Genomic DNA, 21085 nt, shown 5'->3' on the forward strand with positions numbered 1-21085 from the left:
GCCCCCTCACCGCGCAGCCCCCTCGCCACCGAACTGTTCAGCCAGGTGCGGATCGGGACCGCGTGCCGGTGAACAGTTCGGGGGTAGTGTCCCGGCCGTGAGCGACATCACCGACGACAGCACCACCTTCGACGCGGCCAAGTTCCGGCAGGTCCTCGGCCACTTCCCGACCGGGGTCACCGTGATCACGGCGATGAGCGAGGGCGCCCCGGTCGGCTTGGCCGTGGGCTCGTTCGCCTCACTGTCGCTGGAACCGCCGCAAGTGCTGTTCTGTGCGGGGAAGCAGTCCTCGAGTTGGCCCAAGATCCGCGCCGCTGGTGCGTTCTGCGTGAACGTCCTCGCCGACGATCAGGAGGACGTGTGCCGGGTGTTCGCCAGCAAGGCTCCCGACAAGTTCGCCGAGATCGGCTGGAAGCGCTCGGGCAACGGGTCGCCCCTGCTGGAGGGAGCCCTGGCGTACATCGACTGCACGATCGGCGACGTCGTCGTATCCGGTGACCACGACATCGTGATCGGCGCCGTGCAGGACCTCGACGTGCTGCACGAGGGCGGTCCGCTGATCTTCTATCGCGGCGGGTACGGCCGGTTCACGGTCTGATGATCTACGCGCTGGGCGACCAGGTCCCCGAGATCCACCCCGACGCCTACGTGCATCCCGATGCCGTGGTGATCGGCAACGTGGTGCTCGGCCCGGAGGCCTCGGTGTGGCCGGGTGCGGTGCTGCGCGGCGACGACGGGTGGATCCGCATCGGGGCCCGTACCTCGGTGCAGGACGGCTCGGTGCTGCACTGCACGGCCGAGCTGCCGACGATCGTGGGCGACGACTGCGTGATCGGCCACATCGTCCACCTGGAGGGCTGCACGGTGGAGGACCGCGCCCTGGTGGGCAACGGCGCGGTGGTCCTGCATCGCGCCGTTGTCCGATCCGGCGCCCTCGTGGGGTCCAACGCCGTGGTGCCGGCTGGCATGGAGGTGCCCTCGGGGGCGATGGCCCTCGGCGTTCCCGCCAGGATCCGCGAGGGCTCGGTGACCCCGGAGATGATCTCGGGCCCCGCGTGGTCCTATGTGCAACGAGCGGCCCGCTACCGGCGGGAGCTGCGCCGGATCGAGCAGTTGCCTTGATCTGGGCCCGACTCAGACCGTCGCGATGCGGTGGGCGCGCATCAGGGCCAGGGCGCCGGCCGCGGTGGTGGGTCCGAAGGTCTGGTTCCCGTCGGTGGACGCCTGGCGCGCCTGCTCGATCTCGCCACGGTCGATCCGGCAGCGGGTGGTGATCGGTTCCACCCCGTAGAGCCTGGCCGAGTTGAGGCCCAGGATCTTGGCCTTGATCTGCGGGGTCAACGCCGGGTAGCCGAACTGCTCCTGGAACTGCTCGCTGATCTGGAAGGCGCGGAACGCCTGGATCTGGTCCTGGGGCGAGCCGTACCAGATGGAGTCCGTCCCCCACACCACGTTGTCTTCACCGAAGGCCACGAGCAGCTTGCCCAGCACGTGCGCTGCCTCGGTCGGTCGCCCCATCACCGACTTCCACGTCGAACCCAGCTCGGCGTAGACGTTGCCTCCCGGGCCGATGCCGGCCGCTCGCACCGAGGCGATCAGGCGGTCGATGCCCTGAGGTGCGTCGGCGTCGTAGGGGCCCTCGGTGTGCTCGGCTTCGTAGCCCGAGTGGTACACGACGAAGGAGAGTTCGGGGTGGTTCAGCGCCGCAGGGCCGACATCGACGGGGCTGGCGTAGGGGCTCCCGGAGGAGAACCCCTTGTGCACGGCCACGATCGGTGGACCGAGGGTCGCCACCTGGGACAGGAATCGCTCGCCCACCTGCGCCGCTCGGGGGTCGTGGTCGTCGAGGTACCAGCCCGGCCCACCGGCGTGCGTGTACACCTTCCACGCACCGATCCCGTAGCGGTCCCGCAGGTCGGCCATCGCCGCCAGCGCGACGTCGAGCGGGCCGTCGCTCGGGTGGGCCTCGCCTTGCATGAGGACCCGCTCGTCACCGCACACCTCGTCCGCCAGGGCGATGGTGCGGGCCATGACCTCCGGGCTGAGCGGATTGCCAGCGAAGGGCAGCGCGGACAGCACGATCATGTTCGTGTCGCTCTTGTTGAAGATCAGGTCGAGGAAGCGCTCGACCGAGTAGCACTCCTTCGGGTCGGCTGAGCCGCAGTTCGACTGCGGGAACGCCGGCACCGGACCTCCGTAGTCGTGGCTGTAGTCGAGGAAGTGCCCCTGCACGTCGAACACGAAGTCGTCGCCGCCCAGCGCGTCACGGGCCGCGTCGGGGTCCCGCTCGGCTTCCGGCGAGGTGACGAAGGTGCCACCCGGCTCGCCCTCCTCGGCCTGCTTGCTGCAGGCCGCGAGCACGGTGAGCATCGTCGCCGCGCCCATCGAGGAGAGCAGGAACTGCCGGCGGGACATGCCGACGGCGCGGGCGTTGCTCGCGGCCCGTTCCCGGGTGCGGCGGGCCACCTCGCGCACCAGTGGGGAGACCGGCGGGGGTAGGTACTCCCCGTTGGAGCAGGGGTGCAGCTTGATCGGCAGGCCCGGGTCGACGTCGTCGGCGGCCATCCACGGCATTGTCCCATGCCGGTTGGTAGCGTGCCGGGTCATGACTGCCGTGGTGATCGTCCTGGTCGTGGTGCTGGCCGCCGGTGTGGTGGCGCTGCTGGCGCTCAACCCGGTCATCGCCCGCAAGAGCCAGGAGGCGGTCGACCAGTGCCGGGCCGAGCTGGGCGGCGCGGACCAGGTGCGGGTCCTGGACTCGAGAGCGGTGGGCTTCGCCAGTGACCCGGAGGAGGCCGGGGGCCTGCGTGGCCAGGGCTGCCTCGGCGCGAGCGCCACCGAGCTGGTGTTCGTCACCACCGCAGGTCACAAGATGCTCCGCATCCCACGGTCCGCCATCACCAAGGTCGACACCTCGGGCGATCCCCGCTCGGAGGCCAAGGCGACGGTCATCGTCACCTTCACCCATCCCCAGCACGGCGAGGCCACGGCGTCGTGGCGGGTTCCCGACCCTCGGCCGTGGCTGGTGGAGCTGGGCTACGACTGGGGCCCAGAGGGTCCCCCCGCGCTCAGCGCGAACGAGAGCAGCTGACACCGGCTGGTGTCGCGGGGCTCATCCGAGCCGCGGCCGTCACCAGCCACGGAAGGCCGGCGCGCGCCGCTCCACGAAGGCGGCCATCCCCTCGCGGGCGTCGTCGGTGCCGTTGACCAGCTCCTGGGCGAACGCCTCCTCCTCGAACGCGGTCCGGCGGTCGGACTCGAAGGAGCGGTTCAGGAGCCATTTGGTCATCGCCAGGGCGCGGGTGGGCGCTTCGGCCAGCCGCGACGCGAGGGCCTCCACCTCCACGATGAGCTCGGCCGCGGGCACCACCCGGTTGGCGATGCCGATGCGCAGGGCCTCCCCGGCCGGCACGTCCTCGCCGAGGAACATCAGCTCCTTGGCTTTGTGCAGGCCCACCAGCCGGGGGAGCAGGTAGGCGCCGCCGGCATCGGGCATGATCCCGCGTCGCACGAACACCTCAATGAACCGGGCGGTGTCGGCCATCACCACCAGGTCGCAGGCCAGCACGAGCTGCGCGCCGCCGCCGGCGGCGGTGCCGTTCACGGCAGCCACGACGGGCTTCTCACAGTCCAGGATCGAGCTCACGAGGCGCTGCCAGCCCTCCCGGATGAGCCGGGCCGCGTCGCCGACCGCCCGCTCGGGCGCGCCCTCGGGCCGATCGGGCGGGGCCGTGCGGGGCCCGCCGAGCGCCGCGCCGGTGCAGAAGTGCCGGTCGCCCGCGGCGGTGAGCACCACGGCCCGCACCGCCAACGACGCGGACGCCTGCTGGAACAGCTCGGTGAGCCGGTCCCGCCGGGACATGGTGAGGGCGTTGCCCTGGTCCGGCGCGTTGATCGTGATCCACGCCACGCCGCCGGCCTCGTCGTAGGTGACCTGCTCCTCGAGCGGTGCCTCGTCCGCCGCCATCTGCTCTCCCTCCGTTGCCGGGTTCCGGGGCGAGAGCGTAACGTGACATGAACGTCAGGAAACGGGGGACGCGGACATGGGGCTCTTCGACGGCAAGGTCGCGGTGGTCACCGGCGCAGGTCGGGGGATCGGCCGGGCCGAGGCGCTGCTGCTCGCAGCCGAGGGCGCGAAGGTGGTGGTCAACGACCTCGGGGGGGCGGCGTCGGGGGAAGGCCGCGACCAGACCCCGGCGCAGCAGGTGGTGGACGAGATCGTGGCCGCGGGCGGCACGGCGGTGGCCAACTACGACGACGTCGCGTCCTGGGCAGGAGCCGAGAACCTGATCGGCCAAGCGGTCGACGAGCTGGGTGGGCTCGACGTGCTCGTCAACAACGCGGGGATCCTGCGGGACAAGATGAGCTTCGCGATGAGCGAGGACGAATGGGACCTCGTCGTCAACGTCCACCTCAAGGGCCACTTCTGCACCTCGCACTTCGCGGGTGCCCACTGGCGGGAGCGGTCGAAGCAGACCGGTGAGCCGGTCGAGGCGGCGATCGTCAACACCACCTCGGAGTCCGGGCTGTACGGCAACGCGGGCCAGGTGAACTACGCGGCCGCCAAGGCCGGTATCGCCTCGATGACCATCGTGGTGGCCCGCGAGCTCGAGCGCTACGGCGTGCGGGTGAACGCCATCGCCCCTGTGGCCCGTACTCGGCTCACCGAGGCGGTCGCGGGGGAGTACATGACGGTGCAGGACGGCGACTTCGACCGCTTCGCACCGGAGAACGTCGCCGCGGTCGCCTGCTGGCTGGCGAGCCCGCTGGCGCGGGGCATCTCGGGCCAGGTGGTGAAGGTGCAAGGCGGGGTGGTGCAGCTCCTCGAGGGTTGGCGCCCGCGCACCGAGGCCACGGCCGACAAGCCCTGGACCATCGACGGAGTGGAGGCGGTGCGCGACGAGCTGTTCGCGGGCAGCGACGGCAGCATCCCGCCGTTCTTCTTCCCCAGCCCGGGCCGGTAGGCCGGGCAGCAGGCAGGAGCGCAACCGGTGCGCCTGGCATGGGATCCGACCGATGAGGCATTCCGTGAGGAGCTGCGAGCCTTCATCAACGCCCACTGCCCGCCGCAGGCGCGGGTCGGCAAGGACTTCCTCGGTGGGGACGACGAGATCATCCCCGACTGGGCCCGGGAGTGGCAGGCCACCCTGTTCGACCACGGCTGGATGATCCCCGGCTACCCACCCGAGCTCGGCGGCCGCAACGCCACCCCGGTCCAGACCCTCATCTACCTTGAGGAGTTGGCCCGCCAGGGCATCCCCCGCTCCGTGCACTTCGGCGGCTACGCCATCGTCGGTCCGAGCCTGCTCGAGTTCGGCAACGACGAGCAGAAGGCGATGGCCCCAGCGGCGATCAGGGGTGACACGGTGTGGTGCGTGGGCATGAGCGAGCCCGACGCCGGCTCGGACCTCGCCAACCTGCAGACCCGGGCCGTGCTCGACGGTGACTCGTTCATCGTGAACGGCCAGAAGGTCTGGACCTCCTACGCCACCGTGGCGCAGAAGTGCTTCTGCTACGTGCGCACCAACCCGAACGTGCCCAAGCACAAGGGCATCAGCGTGCTGATCATCGACCTCGACACGCCGGGTGTCGACGTCCGCCCGCTCCGCCAGATCAGCGGCGGGTCGGAGTTCGCGGAGGTGTTCTTCACCGACGTGGTGGTGCCGGCGTCGAACCTGGTGGGTGAGCTCGACAACGGCTGGCGCATCACCATGGGCTCGCTGGCGCACGAGCGCGGCGGCCTGTGGGTGGAGGGGGTGTTCGGCTGCCAGCGGGCGGTCGAGGGGCTGGTGGCGCTGGCCGAGCGGCGGGGGTTGGCGGGCGATCCGGCCGTGCGCCGTCGCCTGGCGGCCGCGTACGAGCGGGTGGCCAGCCTGAAGGCCCTCGGCTACAAGGGCTTCGCCGGCTTCGCCCAGGGCAGCTCGGCACCCGAGCACAGCTACATGAAGCTGGCCACCGCCGAGCTGCGGCGTGAGCTGTTCGAGTTGGGGATGGACCTGCTGGGCCCGTACGGAGCAGTGGTCGAGCCGGCCTTCACTGAAGAGCGCGCTCGCTGGCAGCAAGGCTTCTTCGTGGGCCTGGCGGCCAACATCGGCGGTGGCACGTCGGAGATCCAGCGCAACACGGTCGCGACCCGGGTGCTCGGGCTGCCGAAGAGCTAGGCGTCCGATGGACTTCACCCTGACCGACGAGCAGGAGCTGCTGCGGGCCACCGCCCGATCGTTGCTCGGGAACGAGTGCCCGTCGGCGCTGGTGCGTGCCCACTGGGAGGACCCGTCGGTGGTCGAGCCGCTGTGGGCGACATACCTGCGGGAGTGGGTGGCGCTGGGTGACGGCCCCCTCGTGGACCACTGCCTCTTCCTCGAAGAAGCGGGTCACGTCCTGCTGCCCGGCCCCTACTTCGCCACCTCGGCGCTGTTCCTGCCACTCCTGCGGGCACTGGGGCACCCGAGCGCGGATGCGGTCGCTGCCGGTGAGCTCTCCGGCACGGTGGCCCTCGCCGGGCTCGACGGGCTGTGGACCACCGAGCCGTCGCCCGATCCCGTCCGGCGGTTCGTCCCGGAGGCCGATCGGGTCGATCAGGTGGCCCTCGTCGTGCCGGGACCGGCGGTGGCGGTGGTCCCCGCGTCGTCGCTCACCGCACGCCCCATGGAGACGCTGGACTCCACCCGGCGGCTGTTCGAGGTCGAGGTCCCGGCCGATGTGGACGCGCAGCCCATCTCGTCCGAGGCGCTGACCTCGGTGCTGGATCGGGCCACGGTCGCGCTGGCCGCGGAGATGGTGGGGACCACCCGGTGGCTGGTGAGCACCAGCGTGCAGTACTCGAAGGAGCGGGTGCAGTTCGACCGGCCCATCGGCTCCTTCCAGGGCCTGCAGTTCAAGATGGTCGACATGTCCCTCGATCACGAACGGGCCACGGCCGCCGTCTACTACGCGGCCATGACGTTCGACGCCGGGGACCCCGACCGCCACCGCGCCGCGCACGTGGCAAAGGCCGCGGCCGGCACGGCGGCCAAGAGGGCCGCCAAGGACGCCGTCCAGATCCACGGAGGCATCGGCTACACGTGGGAGTCCGACGTGCACCTGTTCCTGCGACGGGCCTACGCCAGCGAGTACCTGCTCGGCCCGTCAGACTGGCACCACGATCGCCTGGCCGACGACCTGTTCGGGTAGGCGCCGCATAGGCCTTGGCTGCTCACCCGGGGGCGGATGGCTCGAACAGCCCGGTGGGCCGGGAGCGCCCTCGCAGCTGGGTGGATCCCACCCGACGCCAGTGCCCGCCGGCCTCCCCGGCCGCGATCACGGTGTCCTCGTCGGCTAGGACCGGGCAGCCACGTTGCTTGGCCAGCTCGGTGAGGCGGGCTGCGACGTTCACGGCGTCGCCGATCACCGTGTACTCGAACCGCTCGGGGGTGCCCACGTTGCCGGCCACGACCGTGCCGGTTGAGGCGCCGATGCCGACCCCGGGCCGGCCAGGGAGTTCGGCCACCGCGGCGGGGAGAGCCGCGGCCACTCGCAGAGCCCGCGCGGCGTGATCGGGCTGGGTCACCGGCGCCCCGAAGATGCACAGCGCGGCGTCCCCTTCGAACTTGTTCACGAAGCCACCCTCCGCCATCACCACCTCCACCACCACCGAGAAGAACGCATTGAGCTCCTCGACCACCTCGGCGGGCTCGTGGGTTTCGCTGAAGCTGGTGAAGTCGTCGAGGTCGACGAACAGCGCCGTGACCGACCGCTCCTCCCCACCGAGTTGGGGCTCCTGGTCGAGAGCGGCCCGGGCCACGTCGACGCCTACCTGGCGGCCGTAGAGATCATGGAGGCGGCGCCGTTCCCGCAGGCCCTCCACCATGTCGTTGAAGCCGGCTTGCAGCCGCCCGATCTCCCCGGCGTGGTCGACCAGGACCTCGACGTCGAGATCGCCCTCCTCGACCCGGGCCATCGCCCGGCGCACGGCTTCGATCGGATCCGCCACCCCGCGCGCCGCGGCTCGCATGATCAGCCCGCCGGCCACCACGCTGGCCACCACCAGCACGCCGATACGGACGCTGAGCTCGCCCCGCTGCTCGACCGGCACGCCGAGGGGAGCGAGACCCAGGGCCACGATCGGGACCGCGGAGCCGAGCAGCCAGGCCATCATGATCCGCGGCAGGATCTCCCGGTGCGGTCGGGGGAGGTTCGCGTCCTGGAGGGCCAGCGCGAACACCGGGCGGAAGTGGCGCTCGAGCAGCAGGTACAGCAACGCGCAGGTCACCAGCCCCGCGAGCACGATCCCGAGGGAGACGCGGGTGGCGTCCTCGTTGAGGATGCCGAAGATCACCGCGGCGCCGACCCACCCCAGGAAGGCCGACGCGGTCTGCTGGAGGGGCTGGGTGAGGGTGGCCAGGCGCTCCTTGTCCGTCGGCTCTCGCCCGTCGCGCACCCAGGCCACCGCCCGGGAGAGGAAGTACCGGTTGAGCGGGAACGCGACGAAGAGGGTGACGAGGAGGTAGGCCCCGAAGACGGTGAGGTTGAGGCCGAGCCGTTGGGACTGCTCCGGGGTGCGGACCGGGAACAGGTACTGGAGGTACAGGAAGACCAGCAGCGCGCCGGCCCCGTTCGCCACGGCCTGCAGGACGATGACCCCACGAACCGTGGCCAGGGCCTGGAGAGGTCGGCGGTAGCGCACCGGGGGCCGCCGGAGCATGCCCTCGAGTCTACGGACGGGTCCGCCTCCGCCCGCGAAACTTGACACGCGTGTCAGCAAACGCGAAGAATCCCCCCGCTGAGCGATCCGGCCGATCCGGGAGGCAGCATCGATGGCCGAGCCCAAGCTGAGCTTCGACGACGTCAACGTCGGCGATCAGGCCCCGTCGTTGAGTCACGAGCTGACGCGAACCGACCTCGTCATGTACGCCGGCGCCTCCGGCGACTTCAATCCCATGCACCATGACGAGGTGGCCGCGCAGGCCGCGGGCCTGCCCAGTGTGTTCGGGCACGGCATGTTCTCGATGGGGTTGCTCGGCAAGGCGATCACCGACTACGTCGGCATCGGCAACCTGGCTCGCTACAAGGTGCGCTTCACCAAGCAGACCTGGCCCGGCGAGACGCTCACGAGCAGCGTGGTCGTCACCGGCAAACGTGAGGAGGGCGGCCGGAAGCTGATCGACCTCGAGGTGACCCTCGCCAACCAGGACGGTGAGGTCAAGGTCGCCGGTGAGGCCGTCGCCCTGGCGGGCTGAGCGGCGGTGAACCGGCCCGGGCACGCCGGCGGAGGCTCACGGCCGGGCTGACGATGGGTTGATGCCGCGGCGCGGGCCGCGGCGACCGGGATGCACGAGGCGGGAGGTGGCGTAGAGGTAGACGGGAACCGCGAGCACCAGCACTCCCAGCCATGACGGCGAGCCCGTGGACATCGTCAGGACGAGGGCCAAGATCGCCAGCAACACCAGGCAGAGGGTCGCCAGCGCCAGGAGCGGCATGCTCTGCGCGCCAGGAGCGAGCTCTTCCGCTACCGACCCGCTGGCGCGGCCGGTCGCTGCCAATGTGACGCCCGAGGCGAGCGACGGCACCCGCCGCGTGCCGCGGCGGGCCAGGATGGCGAGGAGCTGGTCGGTGTGCTTGCCCGCGTTCAACGCCAGCGCGTCCCAGACCGGGGGCGGGCTCTCGTCGCCAGGTGCCGCGGCGTGATCCCACCTGGCGCCCGGGAGCAGCTCGGGGAGCGCGGTGGGCTCAGTGAACACCAGCCCGATCGTGGCCCGGTGCAGCGGTGATTGCGGCGATGCGGTGCCCACACCGGCGACCGTGGCCGTGCGGCCCAGGCTCAGCGGGTTTGGAAGGCGTCGGGCCCGGCGGTCCCGCAGGTCGACGATCGCCGTGAGCGTTTCGAGGCGGATCCGGATCGGTCGCGCGGTGTACGAGGGAGCATGCACGACGATCCCGTGGTCGTCCACCTCGACCGATGCGCCGCGGGCTCCGAGCGCCGCGGCACCCCGCAGTGTCACCCCGTCGTCCCCGGCGTACGTCATCCCTGGCCTGACTCTTCCACCCTCGTGCCCCCCGTGCGACACGCAACCTAGGTCACCACGGTAGGTGTCGGCACGTTGACGCACAGGGATGCCGGGCTCCCGGGCGGGGCAGTAGAACGTGTTCTCGGCCGGCAGTACGCTGGTCGACCCGCGGATCCGGCAGATGGGGGGACCATGGCGCTGTCAGTGTTGGCTCATCGGGACGAGCTCGGGGTCGGGCAGGGCCGGCTGTTCATCGACGGCTCATGGCGGGAGGGCTCCGAGGGCGGTGTGTGGACCCACATCCACCCGGCGTCCAACGAGGAGGTCACCACCTTCGCCACTGCCTCTGGTGCCGACGTCGACGCCGCCGCGCAGGCCGCCCGTCGAGCGTTCGACGACGGTCGCTGGACATCACTGAAGGCCAAGGACCGCAAGCGGCTGCTCCAGCGGGTGGCCCAGCTCATCGCCGATCACGCGGAGGAGCTCGACCGCCTGCAGACTCTCGACAACGGCATGCCCGTGTCGTTCTCGTCCATCTACCAGGTGTCGAGCCACATCGCCGCCGACGTGTTCGACTACCACGCCGGGTGGGTGGACCGGATCGCCGGCGAGACCATCCCCCAGTACACGGGATCGGACATGTTCACCATGACCCTCCGCGAGCCGGTGGGGGTGGTGGCCGCCATCATCCCGTGGAACGCCCCGCTGCTGCTCTTCGCTCAGAAGGCCGCACCGGCGCTGGCTGCGGGGTGCACGGTGGTGCTCAAGCCGTCGGAGTACGCGTCGCTCACCGCGTTCCGCCTGACCGAGCTACTCGAGGAGGCCGGTCTCCCGCCGGGGGTGTTCAACCTCGTGGCGGGGGAGGGCTCGGTCACCGGGGAGGCGCTGATCACCCACCCGCTGATCGACAAGATCACCTTCACCGGCAGCCGGGCCGTCGGGCGACGCATCCTCGCTGCCGCGGCCGACGGCATCAAGCGGGTGTCGCTCGAGCTCGGGGGAAAAAGCCCCAACATCGTCTTCCCCGACATCGCCGATCCGGATCTCACCGCCGCGGCGATGATGGGCATGGTGTCGATGGGCCTGTCGGGCCAGGGCTGCGTCTGCCACACCCGGGCGCTGATCCACCAGGACATCTACGACGAGATGATCGACAAGCTGGCCACCATGGCAGGGATGTGCGTGCTCGGCGACCCCTTCGACCCGGCCACCACCTCCGGCCCGCTGATCAACACCCGCCAACTCGAGCGGGTGACCGGCTACATCGAGCAGGGGCGCGAGGAGGGTGCCCGGCTGGTGGTGGGCGGCGACCGACCCGACGGTGAGCTGGCGCAGGGCAACTTCGTGAACCCGACCCTGTTCGCCGACGTCGACAACCGCATGACCATCGCCCGGGAGGAGATCTTCGGCCCGGTGCTGGCCGCCATCCCGTTCAAGGACGAGGAGGAGGCCATCCGCCTGGCCAACGACACCGACTACGGGCTCGGCGCGTCGGTGCAGACCTCCGACGTGAAGCGCGCCCTGCGGATCGCCAAGGCCGTGCGCAGCGGCACCTTCGGCATCAACGGCTTCACGGTCATGCCCAACGCGCCGTTCGGCGGCTACAAGACCTCCGGCCTGGGTCGCGAAGGCGGGCGAGAGGGCATCGACGCCTTCCTCGAGACGAAGACGGTCAACATCGGCCTGAGCGACGCGGCGTTCTGAGGCTCGGCCTACCGCTCGCCTTCCTGCCAACGGCTGACGAGCTCGTCGAGCCTCGTGATGGCGCGGTCCAGGCTCGGCGAGTGTTGGCGGGCCACCTCGGGACGCCACATCGTGGTCGCGAATCGGATGAGTTCAGTGGCGTACTCGGGACCCACCCTGCGGCCTGCTCCGGGACGAGGCAGGAGCCGTTCGCGGGTTGTTGATTTCTTCGAAGCACGCGCCGCGCGCAGCATTGCTTCCTTGGCATCGGAAACCTCATCCGGGTATGGGGGAACATCACCCCGATCGCACGAGAGGAAGGTCGCCAGCCGGTCCCGATCGGCGAGAAGCCACGCCTCGACTTCGCGGACGGCGATGGCGAGGCAAAGGTACTTGGCAGGCTCGGGGAGCCAGAGCGAACGAGCCTCCGGTGCACAGAGGATGTCATCAAGATCGACCTGGACATACCACGGGGTTTGTTGTGCCGATTGGTTGTAACCCTGCAAGCGGTTGATGATCTCCGGCTTGCTGACGGTGAAGACCCGAGCTGCGGACGTCCCGACCACGGCCAAGAGCCGTTCGGCGACGGCTCGATCCGTCGGTCCTTCGACGGCGACGTTGACTGCGATCTTCATGGCTGGAAGAGAGCTAGCTGGGAGACCTGGGCCGGTCGGGTCTCGGCCGCGAGTAGCTCCGGTAACGTCGTGCCGCCTCGGAGAAGCACGAGGGCATCGCTGATCTGGCTGGCCTTGTGAACTGTGGTCCCTTCAGGCCCAGGGCGCAGCACCACCACCTCGTCGAGGCCGATTCCCTCGTCATAGAGCAGGTCGGGCGAATGTGTGCTGATGAGCACCTGGCGCAACGAGCTGCTCTGAGCTTTCGCGAACAGCGCAGGGAGAAACCGGATCACTTCCGGATGCAGCGACAGCTCAGGCTCCTCGAGAAGGAGCGGTCCGCCCGTGTCGAGTACCGTCCACAGGAGGCCGATCAGGCGAAGTGTGCCGTCTGAGAGGTCTGACTCGTCCTGCCATGCCCCGGGCGCGCGCCAGTGCTGGTACTTGCCCCGAAGGTGCCAACGGCCCGCTCGGTCCTGTTGCAGGTCCAGGTTCTCGAGCTGGGGCACCGCGAAGCGGAGAGCCTCGTTGATCCGTCGGAGCCGCGCAGCTCTGGTGCGCTGATTGACGGATGCGATCTGCTGGAGGAAGTCGCCTCCGAAGGGGTCGTTCGGGTGGTTGATGGAACGATCCGGTTCACGCACGAGCTGGGGAACCAGATGCAGATACTGGATGCTGCTCAGGAAGTCGGCGATGTTGCGGAAGCTTCTGTTCTCGGTGACCTGCTCGAGCGCTGTCTGGGTCAGGCGGACGGGGTCGTTTTCGTCATCGACATCGGGTCGGCGCTTGAGCTCTTCGCCTCGGTAGGACACGACCTCCTTCCGGACGACGGGGCGCTGCTGGCGGTTCGCACCGAATTCGAGTTCGTACGTCCACTGCTCCGGGTCGCTGTCATCTCCGAGCGTGACCCTGAGGCGCACGTCCGGGTTCTTACGAGCCGCAAGGCATCGGACGCGTTTGACCCCGCCACGAGCTTCGACGGCGTTGGCGAGGCCACCGCCGATCGATGCCACGTCCCGGAGGAATCTGAACGCGTCGAGCAGGTTGGACTTGCCGCTCGCGTTCGGTCCCACGATGAAGACCCGTGTCGTTAGGTCTACTTTGGCGGCTTTGAAGTTCCGCCAGTGGAGGAGCTGAAGCGACGTAACGCGCATAGTGCTCGTCAGTTCTACAGCGCTGGGTCATCTCCTGCAGAGGAGATCGGTGCGAGCCGTGGATCGGACGATGGCGAATGGTCCCTCTCCAGGCACGGCGCCGGCCCGAGCCCGCCCTCGCTACAGCCGGGAGGCGCCGCCGCCTCCGGCGCCGGGCACCAGCAGGCCGATCCCGTCGGGGAACGCGAGCCCGCGGGCCATCGTCTCGGGTGGTTGCGGCTCGCCGGCCACGAAGACGATTCGGCGGACGCTGCCCGTCTTGTCGCCCGGGCCGATGCCGCCGTCGGGCTTGAGCACCAGGCCGATGTCCGCGTAGTAGATCGTGCCGTCGGGCCCGGCCGCGATGCCGAGCGGGGTGCCGGTCGAGAACGGCTGCGCCCCGAACTGCTCGCCGGCGGGCGGGCGCAGGATCGTGCGCAGGTACACGCCGTTGGCGTCGTACTCGTTGATCACCCCGTTGATCACGCTGGAGACGAACAGGTGCCCGTCGGGCCCGCCGGTCACGCCGGTGGGAGCGATCAGGTCGTGTTCTCCGGAGGGGATGAACATCTCCTTGCGGACCTCATCAGCCAGGGGCGCACCGGTGGCGTCGGTGCGCCCGCATCCGCCCGCCGCGTCGGGCCCGGTGGGCAGGTCGTGGTAGCGCCACACTCCCGAGGTCTGGCCACCGAACGACGTTGGCCGGGCCGACGCCACCAGCACCCGATCCTGGTCGTCCACCCAGATGCTCTGCGCGGTGGCGATCTCCACGTCCACCTTGCAGTAGGTCACCTCACGGCTGTCGAACGGCGGGAACCACACGATCAGCTGGCCGTCACCGGGGCCTGCCGCCTGGTTGCCGACGTCGGTGGTCACGATGCGGCCGTCGGAGAGGAAGCCGCACCCGTAGTTCTCCGCGTTGTCCGCGCTGCCCTGGAAGGTTGGCACCAGCTTGCCGATCTCCCGGGCCCGCAGGTCGCCGATGCGGTCGCCCGTCAGCTCGAAGATGCCCCATCCCTGGGTGTCACCGGCCGTCTGGCCCGTGTCCTCACCCGCCACGAACCGCCCCGATCCGTCGGGGAAGAAGCAGATCTGGCCGTTGATGTCGAGGCCCTCGGGGTCCTCCGACCGGCTGGTGATCACCCGCTGGTGCTCGAAGGGTGGCTCGGCGGCGTAAGCGTCGAGGTGGTTGCCCTGCCCGTTGAACACGATCACCCCGGCCGGCTCCGAGGGCGGCGGGGCGGTGGTGGCGCTCGGTTGACGGGCCGCGGTAGAGGTGGTCGTGGCGGTCTGCCCGCCGCCCCCCGAGCTGCAGGCTGACAGCAGGATCGGCACGGCCAGGACCGCCACGATCCCGAGCCCGCCTCTGCGCACGTTCGCCATCGGGTTGCCTCCCTGGGTCAGTTGACGGGGGTCAGCGGTGGATCGAACGACACCGTCACCAGCAGGCGGGCCGCTCCGTCGGCTGGGGTGGGCATCGTGTCGGCGCTCGCCAGCGCGAGCAGGGTGATGCGGTTGTAGGACGTGCGCGCCGGCAGGGAGTCGGCGCTGCAGCGGTAGTGCTCGTCGAGGATGCACAGGACACCGCCGACCGGGTTGTCGTCGCGCTCGGAGATGAACAGGCCGAACATGGTGGCACCCGCCTCGGCGGCTGGGCTGCCGGGTTGCAGCCACTCGTCGGGCTGACCCAGCCCTTCACCCTGGAAGGTGACCCGGAACGGATCGGTCTGGACTTCGAGGGTGGCGGTGGGGCTCAGCCCCGGCGGGCGCCGCAGGGTGATACCCGCCCGGAACATGTCACAGGGGCTGCCCACGCAGGGCTGGACGTTGGGCGCCAGCACCACACCGGTCGCCCGATCCGTGGTGGTGGAGGTGGTGGGTGCCGGCGGGGTGATGCCGGGCGTGCTCCCCCGGAGGACGAAGCGGTACAGGCCGCTGGTCTCGCTGCGACCCTCGAGGCCGGGCTCGCGGATGCCAGCCACCGCGTACAGGCTGTCGCCGACCACGACCGGGCCACCCGCCACCACCCCGCGCATCTCGTGGGACCAGAGCACCTCGCCGGTGCGCAGGTCGTAGGCCCGCAGGGTGAAGTCGTTGCCACCGATGAACAGCACGCCGTTGGCCACCGCAGCCGAGCCGTAGATCGCCTGCACGCCCGCGTCCTGCCAGAGGATCTTCCCGTTGGCCGCGTCGATGGCGTGCACGAAGGGCGGCGGGCCGACCGCGGTGCCCCCGGCGATGATGCCCTCCGCGTAGGCGGTACCGCCGATGAACCCCCCGGTCGAGAAGTTGGCTCCGGGCTCCTCGATCCCGGGCTCGGTGGCCTTGGCCTTCCAGACGAGCTGGCCGGTGTCGCGGTCGACCGCGTAGTAGGTGCCGTCCTTGTTGCCCAGCCCCACCAGGTCGCGTCCTCGTGCCCGGAAGAGGTTGGGTGCACCGGCGAAGTCGAGGTCGTCGTTGTTCGGTTCGTGGGGCTGGAAGGCCCAGCGCGGTTCGCCCGTGTCGAGGTCGACGGCGATGAGCGCCTCGGTGTAGGGACCCCATCCGTCGGGTGAGCGGGGGCAGTTGGCGGTCCCGACGAACACCGCCCGGCGCTCCAGGTCGACGCTGGGGGATCCCCACACGTCACCGCAGCCCTGCGGAGGTCGGCCCTGGTCAGGCTCGAAGAACCACAGCTGCTGGCCCGTGTCGGCGTCGAGCGCCAGCAACCCCGCCTGCTGGCCGGGGCGGTTGTGCACATCGGTGCCCACCAGCACCTTCCCGTCGACGATCGCCGGTGAAGACTCGATCTCGGTGAAATCCTGCGGGTCGTCGGTGCCCACCGCGTGGGACCAGCGCTCCTCGCCGGTGTCGGCCCGCAGCGCGTGCACCGTGCGGCCGCTCCCGAACACCACCGTCCGTACTCCGCCGATGTCGGCCACCGCAGCGCTCGAGACGATCTGGCCGGCGTACACGTTCGGCTCCGTGGCGGCCTGGAAGGTCCAGCGGGCCTCGCCGGTGGCCACGTCGACGGCGTAGAAGCGCCCTGACCAGTCACCGAGGTACGCGGTGCCGTCGACGATCGCGGGGGTCGCGGTCACCACGTCGTAGGTGTTGAAGAACCAGGCCAGCTCGAGGTCGGCCACCGTGGCGGTCGACAGGGCGGTCTCGCAGGGATACGCGAAGGTGCGGGCGAGATTGTGCCCCCACATGGGCCAGTCGCACTCACCCGCCCCAGCGACCGGGCCCGGGTCGGCCACCGGGGAGGCCGGCGGGTCGGCCCGGCACGCGCCGAGCGCAAGGCTGGCGGCGACCAAGCCGGCGATCGCTCTTCTCGACTGCACGGTCCCCCTCGTCCCCCCCGTTCCCGGTGGTCTGCGCTCGGCCGTTCGCCGCCCCCGTCGGTCACGCTGACCCCGAGCACAAACCTGACGTGAGCGTCATGATAATGAACGTGGGTGGTCACGTGGTGTCGCTCGAGGGCCGGCGGATCCTGATCGTCGGGGCGTCGTCCGGCATCGGCCGGGCGACTGCCCTCGCAGCGGCGCGCGCCGGCGCCAGGGTCGCGATCGCCGCCCGCCGGCTGGACCGCCTACAGCAGGTGGCTGGCGAAGCGGGGGAGGCTGTCTGGCCGGTTCAGTGCGACGTGCGGGTGCCCGTTGCGTGTGAGCTGGTGGCGCGAGCCGTGGAGCAGCAACTCGGTGGCCTCGACACCCTCGTGTACGCCACCGCGATCAACCACCTGGTGTTGCTGGCGGAGACCGACATCGATACCTGGCGCGACCTGCTGGAGACCAACCTGGTGGGCGCCGCGCTGGTGACCAGGGCCACGCTGCCCGCGCTGGTGTCGGCCGGAGGGCGCGTGGCGTTCCTGTCGTCGGACTCGGTCGCCCGCCCCTTTCCCGGTCTCGGGGCCTATGCAGCCAGCAAGGCCGGGCTCGAGACCCTCACCGCTGCCTGGCGTGCGGAGGTCAGCGAGGTGACCTTCACCCGCGTGGTGGTCGGCCCCACCCTGACTGGTATGGCCGATGGCTGGGACCCCGATCTGGCGGCGACGATGTTCGAGTGGTGGCACTCGATCGGCTACCTCGACCGCGAGCCGGTGGAGCCTGAGTGGGTCGCGCAGCGGATGGTGCGCTGGATGGCCGCCGAGGACCCGCCCGAGGAGCTCGATCTGCTGGCGGAGTCCATCGCGGAGCGGCGTGGGTCGTCCGGGTGAGCCAGGCCCGCCTCCCGGTGGGGGTGGGGGCGCGGGCGATGGCGTCAGGTCTCCTCGGCGGTCGCCAACGCCTCGGCAGGCATGGGATCGGGTGCGGATCGCACCGCACCGGCCACCCCGGCGATGGTGAGCGCGCCCGCCATCACCTGCACCGCGGTCACGGCCTGGCCGAGCAGCACCCAGGCCATCGCACCGGAGAGCACCGGGATGGCCAGCATGAGCACCGGGGGGAGGTTGGCGGGCACCCATCGCAGTGACCAGGTGACCGAGAAGTGCCCCAGCGCCCCGGGGAACAGGGCCACCGCGGCGCACAGGAGGAGGTCGTGCAGGCCGATCACCCCCACGGGCTCGCCGGTGACCACCACGAACGTGGAGACCGTGACGGCGGCGGCGACCGACGCGCCGAACAGGAAGGGGACCGTGTCGATGTGGTCGCGGGCTTGCTTCGACCACACGAAGTACACGGAGTAGCCGAGCACGTTCAGCGCGGCCAGCGCCATCCCGAGGGCGTCGCCCTCCGGGCCCGAGGCGCCCGCCACCGCGACCAGCGCCGCGCCGGCGATGGCCACCGCGGACCACAGGCGGAACGAGGGGCCCGGTCGCTCCCCGAACATCGGCACGGCGAGCACGGCCACCACCACCGGTGCGAGGGTGTTCATGAGCGTCACGTCGACCACCGAGGTCAGGCGCAGCGCGGTCATGAACGCGAGTTGGTGGGTCCCGAACAGCGCGCCGCACACCAGGGCCCGCCGCCACCCCTCACGCGAGGGCCAGCGGTCGACGACCCGGCCGTGCACCAGGGTCGCCACCGCCAGGGTCGCGACACCGATCCACAGGCGCCAGAAGGAGAACACCGGGCCGGAGACGGACGCCGCGCCGACCATGACCGGGCCGGTGCTGAACAGCACCACACCGATCACGACCACCGCGACGGGCCTGCGCTGGGCGAGGGCGCCCACACCGGGGCGAGGGGTCAGCTCGATCGTGGTGGCGACGTCGGACATGCTCCGCGCAGGTTACGGCTTCACCAGACCGGCGTTGAGCCGATTGGCGGGCCGCGCCCGGCGCGACGGTCCGGGAGAAGACGCAGCCCGAAAGCTGACTACCATGTCAGGTTTCCGGCAGGGTCGTGAGCAGGGGGTCTCGCCGCAGATGCCGATCCACTACGAGAAGGGCGCGCGCCCGGGCGCCGAGCACGTGGTGCTCATCACCATCGACCGGCCCCAAGCCCGCAATGCGCTCGACATGTACCACTTCCGCGACCTGGCCCGGGCCTGGAAGGACTTCCGCTACGACGACGACGCGTGGGTGGCGATCGTGACCGGCGTGGGCCGCAACTTCATGGCGGGCGCGGACCTCAAGACCTACATCCCGCAGATCACGGAGCTGGCCAAGGAGATCAGCAAGGGCGAGGTCACCGAGGTCGACGGGTGCAAGCTGTCTGACGGCACCCGGGCGGTCCTGCGGGACACGAAGATCTACAAGCCGATCATCGCCGCCATCAACGGGCCGTGTGTGGCCGGCGGCATGGAGATGCTGGGTGGCATCGACATCCGCATCGCCACCCCCCACGCCAGCTTCGGGGTGATGGAGCCCAAGCGCGGCCTGTTCGCCGGTGGCGGCACCACCGCCCGCCTGCCCCGCCAGATCCCCTTCCCGGCGGCGATGGAGTTCCTGCTCACCGCCGAGCGGTTCCCGGCCGAGCGGGCGTTGCAGATGGGCCTGCTGAACGAGATCGTGCCCGAGGAGGAGCTGCTCGACCGGGCGTTCGAGTGGGCGGCTCGCATCACGGCCAACGCCCCACTCGCGGTGCAGGCCACCAAGGAGAGCGTGCTGCGCGGCCTGTCGACCACCCTGGAGGAGGCCTACGCCATCGAGCAGCAGCTCTCCCAGGAGGTGTTCCAGACCGAGGACGCCAAGGAAGGACCGAAGGCGTTCGCCGAGAAGCGCGCTCCCGAATGGAAGGGCCGGTGAGCGTCGACCCCCGCGCCCCCTGCATCATCGGGGTCGGCCAGCAGGTCTGGCGACCGGGCGTCGGCGAGGCTCCGGAGCCGCTCGCCATGTGGGAGCAGGTGTGCCGACAGGCCGCCGATGACGCCGGCGCGGCCCGCGGCGCCTCCGCGGTGCTCGCAGCCGTCGACTCCCTCGACGTCGTGTACTGCCAGAGCTGGGCCTACGACGACCCGCCGGGTCGGCTGGTGGAGGCCCTGGCGATCGACCCCCGCCGCCGGGCCTACTCGGGCATCGGCGGCACCGTGCCCCTGCAGCTCGTCGACGCCGCGGCCGAGGCGATCATCCGGGGCGAACTCGACGTCGCGCTCGTCACCGGTGCCGAGGCCCTCGACACCAGGCGCCGTCTGCGCAGGGAGGGGCGCAAGCCGGCCTGGCGTTTCAAGGACCCGGAGCGCAGGCCCTTCCCGTTCGAGGTGCCGTTCCACCCGGCGGAGGTGGCGCACGAGGTCTTCCAGGCCTGGCTGACCTTCGCGGTGTTCGACATCGGGCGTCGGGCCCGGCTGGGCACGAGCCCCGAGGACCATCGCCGCCGGCTGGGTGAGCTGCTCGCGCCGTTCACCCGGGTGGCGGCCCGGAACCCCTTCGCCTGGTTCCCGGTCGAGCGCTCGGTCGAGGAGCTGATCACGCCTTCCGCCCAGAACCGCATGGTCGGCTACCCGTACACGAAGTACATGGTCTCGGTGATGGACGTCGACATGGCCGCCGCGGTCATCGTCGCCAGCCACGCCCGGGCCGACTCGCTCGGGGTGCCCCCAGAGCGACGGGTGTACCTGCGGGGGTGGTGCTACGCCACCGACCCGCTCTACGTCGCCGAGCACCGCGACCTGTCGCGCTCGCCCGCCATGGCCGCCGCCAGCGCCGAGGCCCTCCGGGTGGCGGGCGTGGGTGTCGACGACGTGGCCCACCTCGATCTCTACAGCTGCTTCGCCAGCTCGGTGGACTTCGCCCGTGATGCACTCGGCCTCGCGTCCGACGACCCGAGGGGGTTCACGGTCACGGGTGGGTTGCCCTTCGCCGGTGGTGCCGGCAGCGGCTACCTGGCGCACTCGATCGCGACCATGGCCGGTGTCCTGCGCGAGGACCCGGGCTCGTTCGGGCTGGTGAGCGGGGTCGGTATGCACATGACCAGGCACGCCTTCGCCATCTACTCCACCACTCCCGGGCCGGTCACGCTGCCGGAAGCCGAGCGGGTCCAGCGGCAGCTCGACGCCGAGGGCCCGGCCCCGATCGTGGACACCCATCGGGGCCCGGCCACGGTCGCGGCGTACAGCGTGGCGCACGGTCGGGACGGCGAACCGGACTGGGCGCTGCTGGTGTGCGACCTCGACGGGGGAGCGCGCTGCTACGCCCGGGCCACCGATCCCGACCTGCTGGTGGCGCTCGAGGAGGAGGAGTGGGTGGGGAGGGTGGTCGAGCTCGAGACCACCGAGGGCGACGTCAACCTCGCTCGGGCCTAGA

General features: G+C 70.7%; 20 protein-coding genes. 11 read left to right on the forward strand and 9 right to left on the reverse strand.

Features of this window, described 5'->3' with window-relative positions; all coding sequences use genetic code 11:
- The first annotated feature begins 97 nt into the window (after nt 1–97).
- Together V7004_RS07120 and V7004_RS07125 are read left to right on the forward strand one after the other, a co-directional pair.
- A complete protein-coding gene (locus V7004_RS07120) occupies nt 98–598 on the forward strand; it encodes a flavin reductase family protein (RefSeq protein ID WP_334143020.1) in 501 nt (166 codons plus the stop codon).
- Nucleotides 595–1122, forward strand: coding sequence for a gamma carbonic anhydrase family protein (locus V7004_RS07125; protein ID WP_442968021.1), 528 nt, complete (start codon nt 595–597; stop codon nt 1120–1122). Before V7004_RS07120 ends, V7004_RS07125 begins: the two co-directional genes overlap by 4 nt.
- Nucleotides 1123–1134: 12 nt before the next feature.
- Here the strand turns inward: V7004_RS07125 and V7004_RS07130 are convergent, their stop codons facing one another.
- Nucleotides 1135–2565 carry an amidohydrolase family protein gene (locus V7004_RS07130; RefSeq protein WP_334143022.1) on the reverse strand — a complete coding sequence of 477 codons (1431 nt, stop codon included), beginning with the start codon at nt 2563–2565 and terminating at the stop codon, nt 1135–1137.
- Between the two features lie 40 nt (nt 2566–2605).
- Between V7004_RS07130 and V7004_RS07135 the strand changes: the two genes are divergently transcribed.
- Complete coding sequence (locus V7004_RS07135; protein ID WP_334143024.1) at nt 2606–3091, forward strand: hypothetical protein; 486 nt, start codon at nt 2606–2608, stop codon at nt 3089–3091.
- Nucleotides 3092–3130: 39 nt separating this feature from the next.
- Here the strand turns inward: V7004_RS07135 and V7004_RS07140 are convergent, their stop codons facing one another.
- Nucleotides 3131–3967: an enoyl-CoA hydratase/isomerase family protein gene (locus tag V7004_RS07140; RefSeq protein WP_334143025.1), complete on the reverse strand. Its 837-nt coding sequence runs from the start codon at nt 3965–3967 to the stop codon at nt 3131–3133.
- Between the two features lie 76 nt (nt 3968–4043).
- Between V7004_RS07140 and V7004_RS07145 the strand changes: the two genes are divergently transcribed.
- The 3 genes from V7004_RS07145 to V7004_RS07155 are packed head-to-tail and all read left to right on the forward strand — an operon-like array spanning nt 4044 to nt 7173.
- Entirely contained in the window at nt 4044–4964 is a 921-nt protein-coding gene (locus V7004_RS07145) for an SDR family oxidoreductase (RefSeq protein WP_334143026.1), read from the forward strand.
- A 27-nt stretch (nt 4965–4991) separates the two neighbouring features.
- Nucleotides 4992–6161 (forward strand): acyl-CoA dehydrogenase family protein, encoded by a 1170-nt coding sequence (locus V7004_RS07150; RefSeq protein WP_334143028.1) that lies wholly within the window; start codon nt 4992–4994, stop codon nt 6159–6161.
- Between the two features lie 7 nt (nt 6162–6168).
- Nucleotides 6169–7173, forward strand: a complete 1005-nt coding sequence (locus tag V7004_RS07155; RefSeq protein ID WP_334143029.1) for an acyl-CoA dehydrogenase family protein — start codon at nt 6169–6171, stop codon at nt 7171–7173.
- A 22-nt stretch (nt 7174–7195) separates the two neighbouring features.
- Here the strand turns inward: V7004_RS07155 and V7004_RS07160 are convergent, their stop codons facing one another.
- Nucleotides 7196–8683, reverse strand: a complete 1488-nt coding sequence (locus V7004_RS07160; RefSeq protein WP_334143030.1) for an adenylate/guanylate cyclase domain-containing protein — start codon at nt 8681–8683, stop codon at nt 7196–7198.
- Between the two features lie 112 nt (nt 8684–8795).
- Between V7004_RS07160 and V7004_RS07165 the strand changes: the two genes are divergently transcribed.
- Nucleotides 8796–9218, forward strand: a complete 423-nt coding sequence (locus tag V7004_RS07165) for a MaoC/PaaZ C-terminal domain-containing protein (RefSeq protein WP_334143032.1) — start codon at nt 8796–8798, stop codon at nt 9216–9218.
- A gap of 36 nt (nt 9219–9254) precedes the next feature.
- Here the strand turns inward: V7004_RS07165 and V7004_RS07170 are convergent, their stop codons facing one another.
- Nucleotides 9255–10004, reverse strand: coding sequence for a hypothetical protein (locus V7004_RS07170; protein ID WP_334143034.1), 750 nt, complete (start codon nt 10002–10004; stop codon nt 9255–9257).
- A 174-nt stretch (nt 10005–10178) separates the two neighbouring features.
- Between V7004_RS07170 and V7004_RS07175 the strand changes: the two genes are divergently transcribed.
- A complete protein-coding gene (locus V7004_RS07175) occupies nt 10179–11690 on the forward strand; it encodes an aldehyde dehydrogenase family protein (RefSeq protein WP_334143035.1) in 1512 nt (503 codons plus the stop codon).
- A gap of 8 nt (nt 11691–11698) precedes the next feature.
- Here V7004_RS07175 and V7004_RS07180 read toward each other — a convergent pair whose 3' ends face one another.
- The 4 genes from V7004_RS07180 to V7004_RS07195 all read right to left on the reverse strand — a co-directional run bounded on the left by V7004_RS07180 (nt 11699) and on the right by V7004_RS07195 (nt 16739).
- Complete coding sequence (locus V7004_RS07180; RefSeq protein WP_334143036.1) at nt 11699–12304, reverse strand: hypothetical protein; 606 nt, start codon at nt 12302–12304, stop codon at nt 11699–11701.
- Nucleotides 12301–13437 (reverse strand): AAA family ATPase, encoded by a 1137-nt coding sequence (locus tag V7004_RS07185; RefSeq protein WP_334143038.1) that lies wholly within the window; start codon nt 13435–13437, stop codon nt 12301–12303. Before V7004_RS07185 ends, V7004_RS07180 begins: the two co-directional genes overlap by 4 nt.
- 120 nt (nt 13438–13557) lie before the next feature.
- Nucleotides 13558–14799, reverse strand: coding sequence for a hypothetical protein (locus V7004_RS07190; RefSeq protein ID WP_334143039.1), 1242 nt, complete (start codon nt 14797–14799; stop codon nt 13558–13560).
- 17 nt (nt 14800–14816) lie between these two features.
- Entirely contained in the window at nt 14817–16739 is a 1923-nt protein-coding gene (locus tag V7004_RS07195; protein ID WP_334143040.1) for an outer membrane protein assembly factor BamB family protein, read from the reverse strand.
- Nucleotides 16740–16837: 98 nt separating this feature from the next.
- Here V7004_RS07195 and V7004_RS07200 point away from each other — a divergent pair, with 98 nt between their 5' ends.
- Nucleotides 16838–17614, forward strand: coding sequence for an SDR family oxidoreductase (locus V7004_RS07200; RefSeq protein WP_334143052.1), 777 nt, complete (start codon nt 16838–16840; stop codon nt 17612–17614).
- Between the two features lie 44 nt (nt 17615–17658).
- On the opposite strand, the gene V7004_RS07205 is transcribed toward V7004_RS07200, so the two are convergent.
- Entirely contained in the window at nt 17659–18618 is a 960-nt protein-coding gene (locus tag V7004_RS07205) for a DMT family transporter (RefSeq protein WP_334143041.1), read from the reverse strand.
- A gap of 103 nt (nt 18619–18721) precedes the next feature.
- Between V7004_RS07205 and V7004_RS07210 the strand changes: the two genes are divergently transcribed.
- Entirely contained in the window at nt 18722–19588 is an 867-nt protein-coding gene (locus tag V7004_RS07210; protein WP_334143042.1) for an enoyl-CoA hydratase/isomerase family protein, read from the forward strand.
- Nucleotides 19585–21084, forward strand: a complete 1500-nt coding sequence (locus tag V7004_RS07215) for a hypothetical protein (RefSeq protein WP_334143044.1) — start codon at nt 19585–19587, stop codon at nt 21082–21084. The genes V7004_RS07210 and V7004_RS07215 overlap by 4 nt, the downstream gene beginning before the upstream one ends.
- Nucleotide 21085 lies beyond the last annotated feature (1 nt).

The sequence above is a fragment of the Rhabdothermincola sp. genome, assembly GCF_036846205.1.
GTDB lineage: Bacteria > Actinomycetota > Acidimicrobiia > Acidimicrobiales > Acidimicrobilacustridaceae > Rhabdothermincola.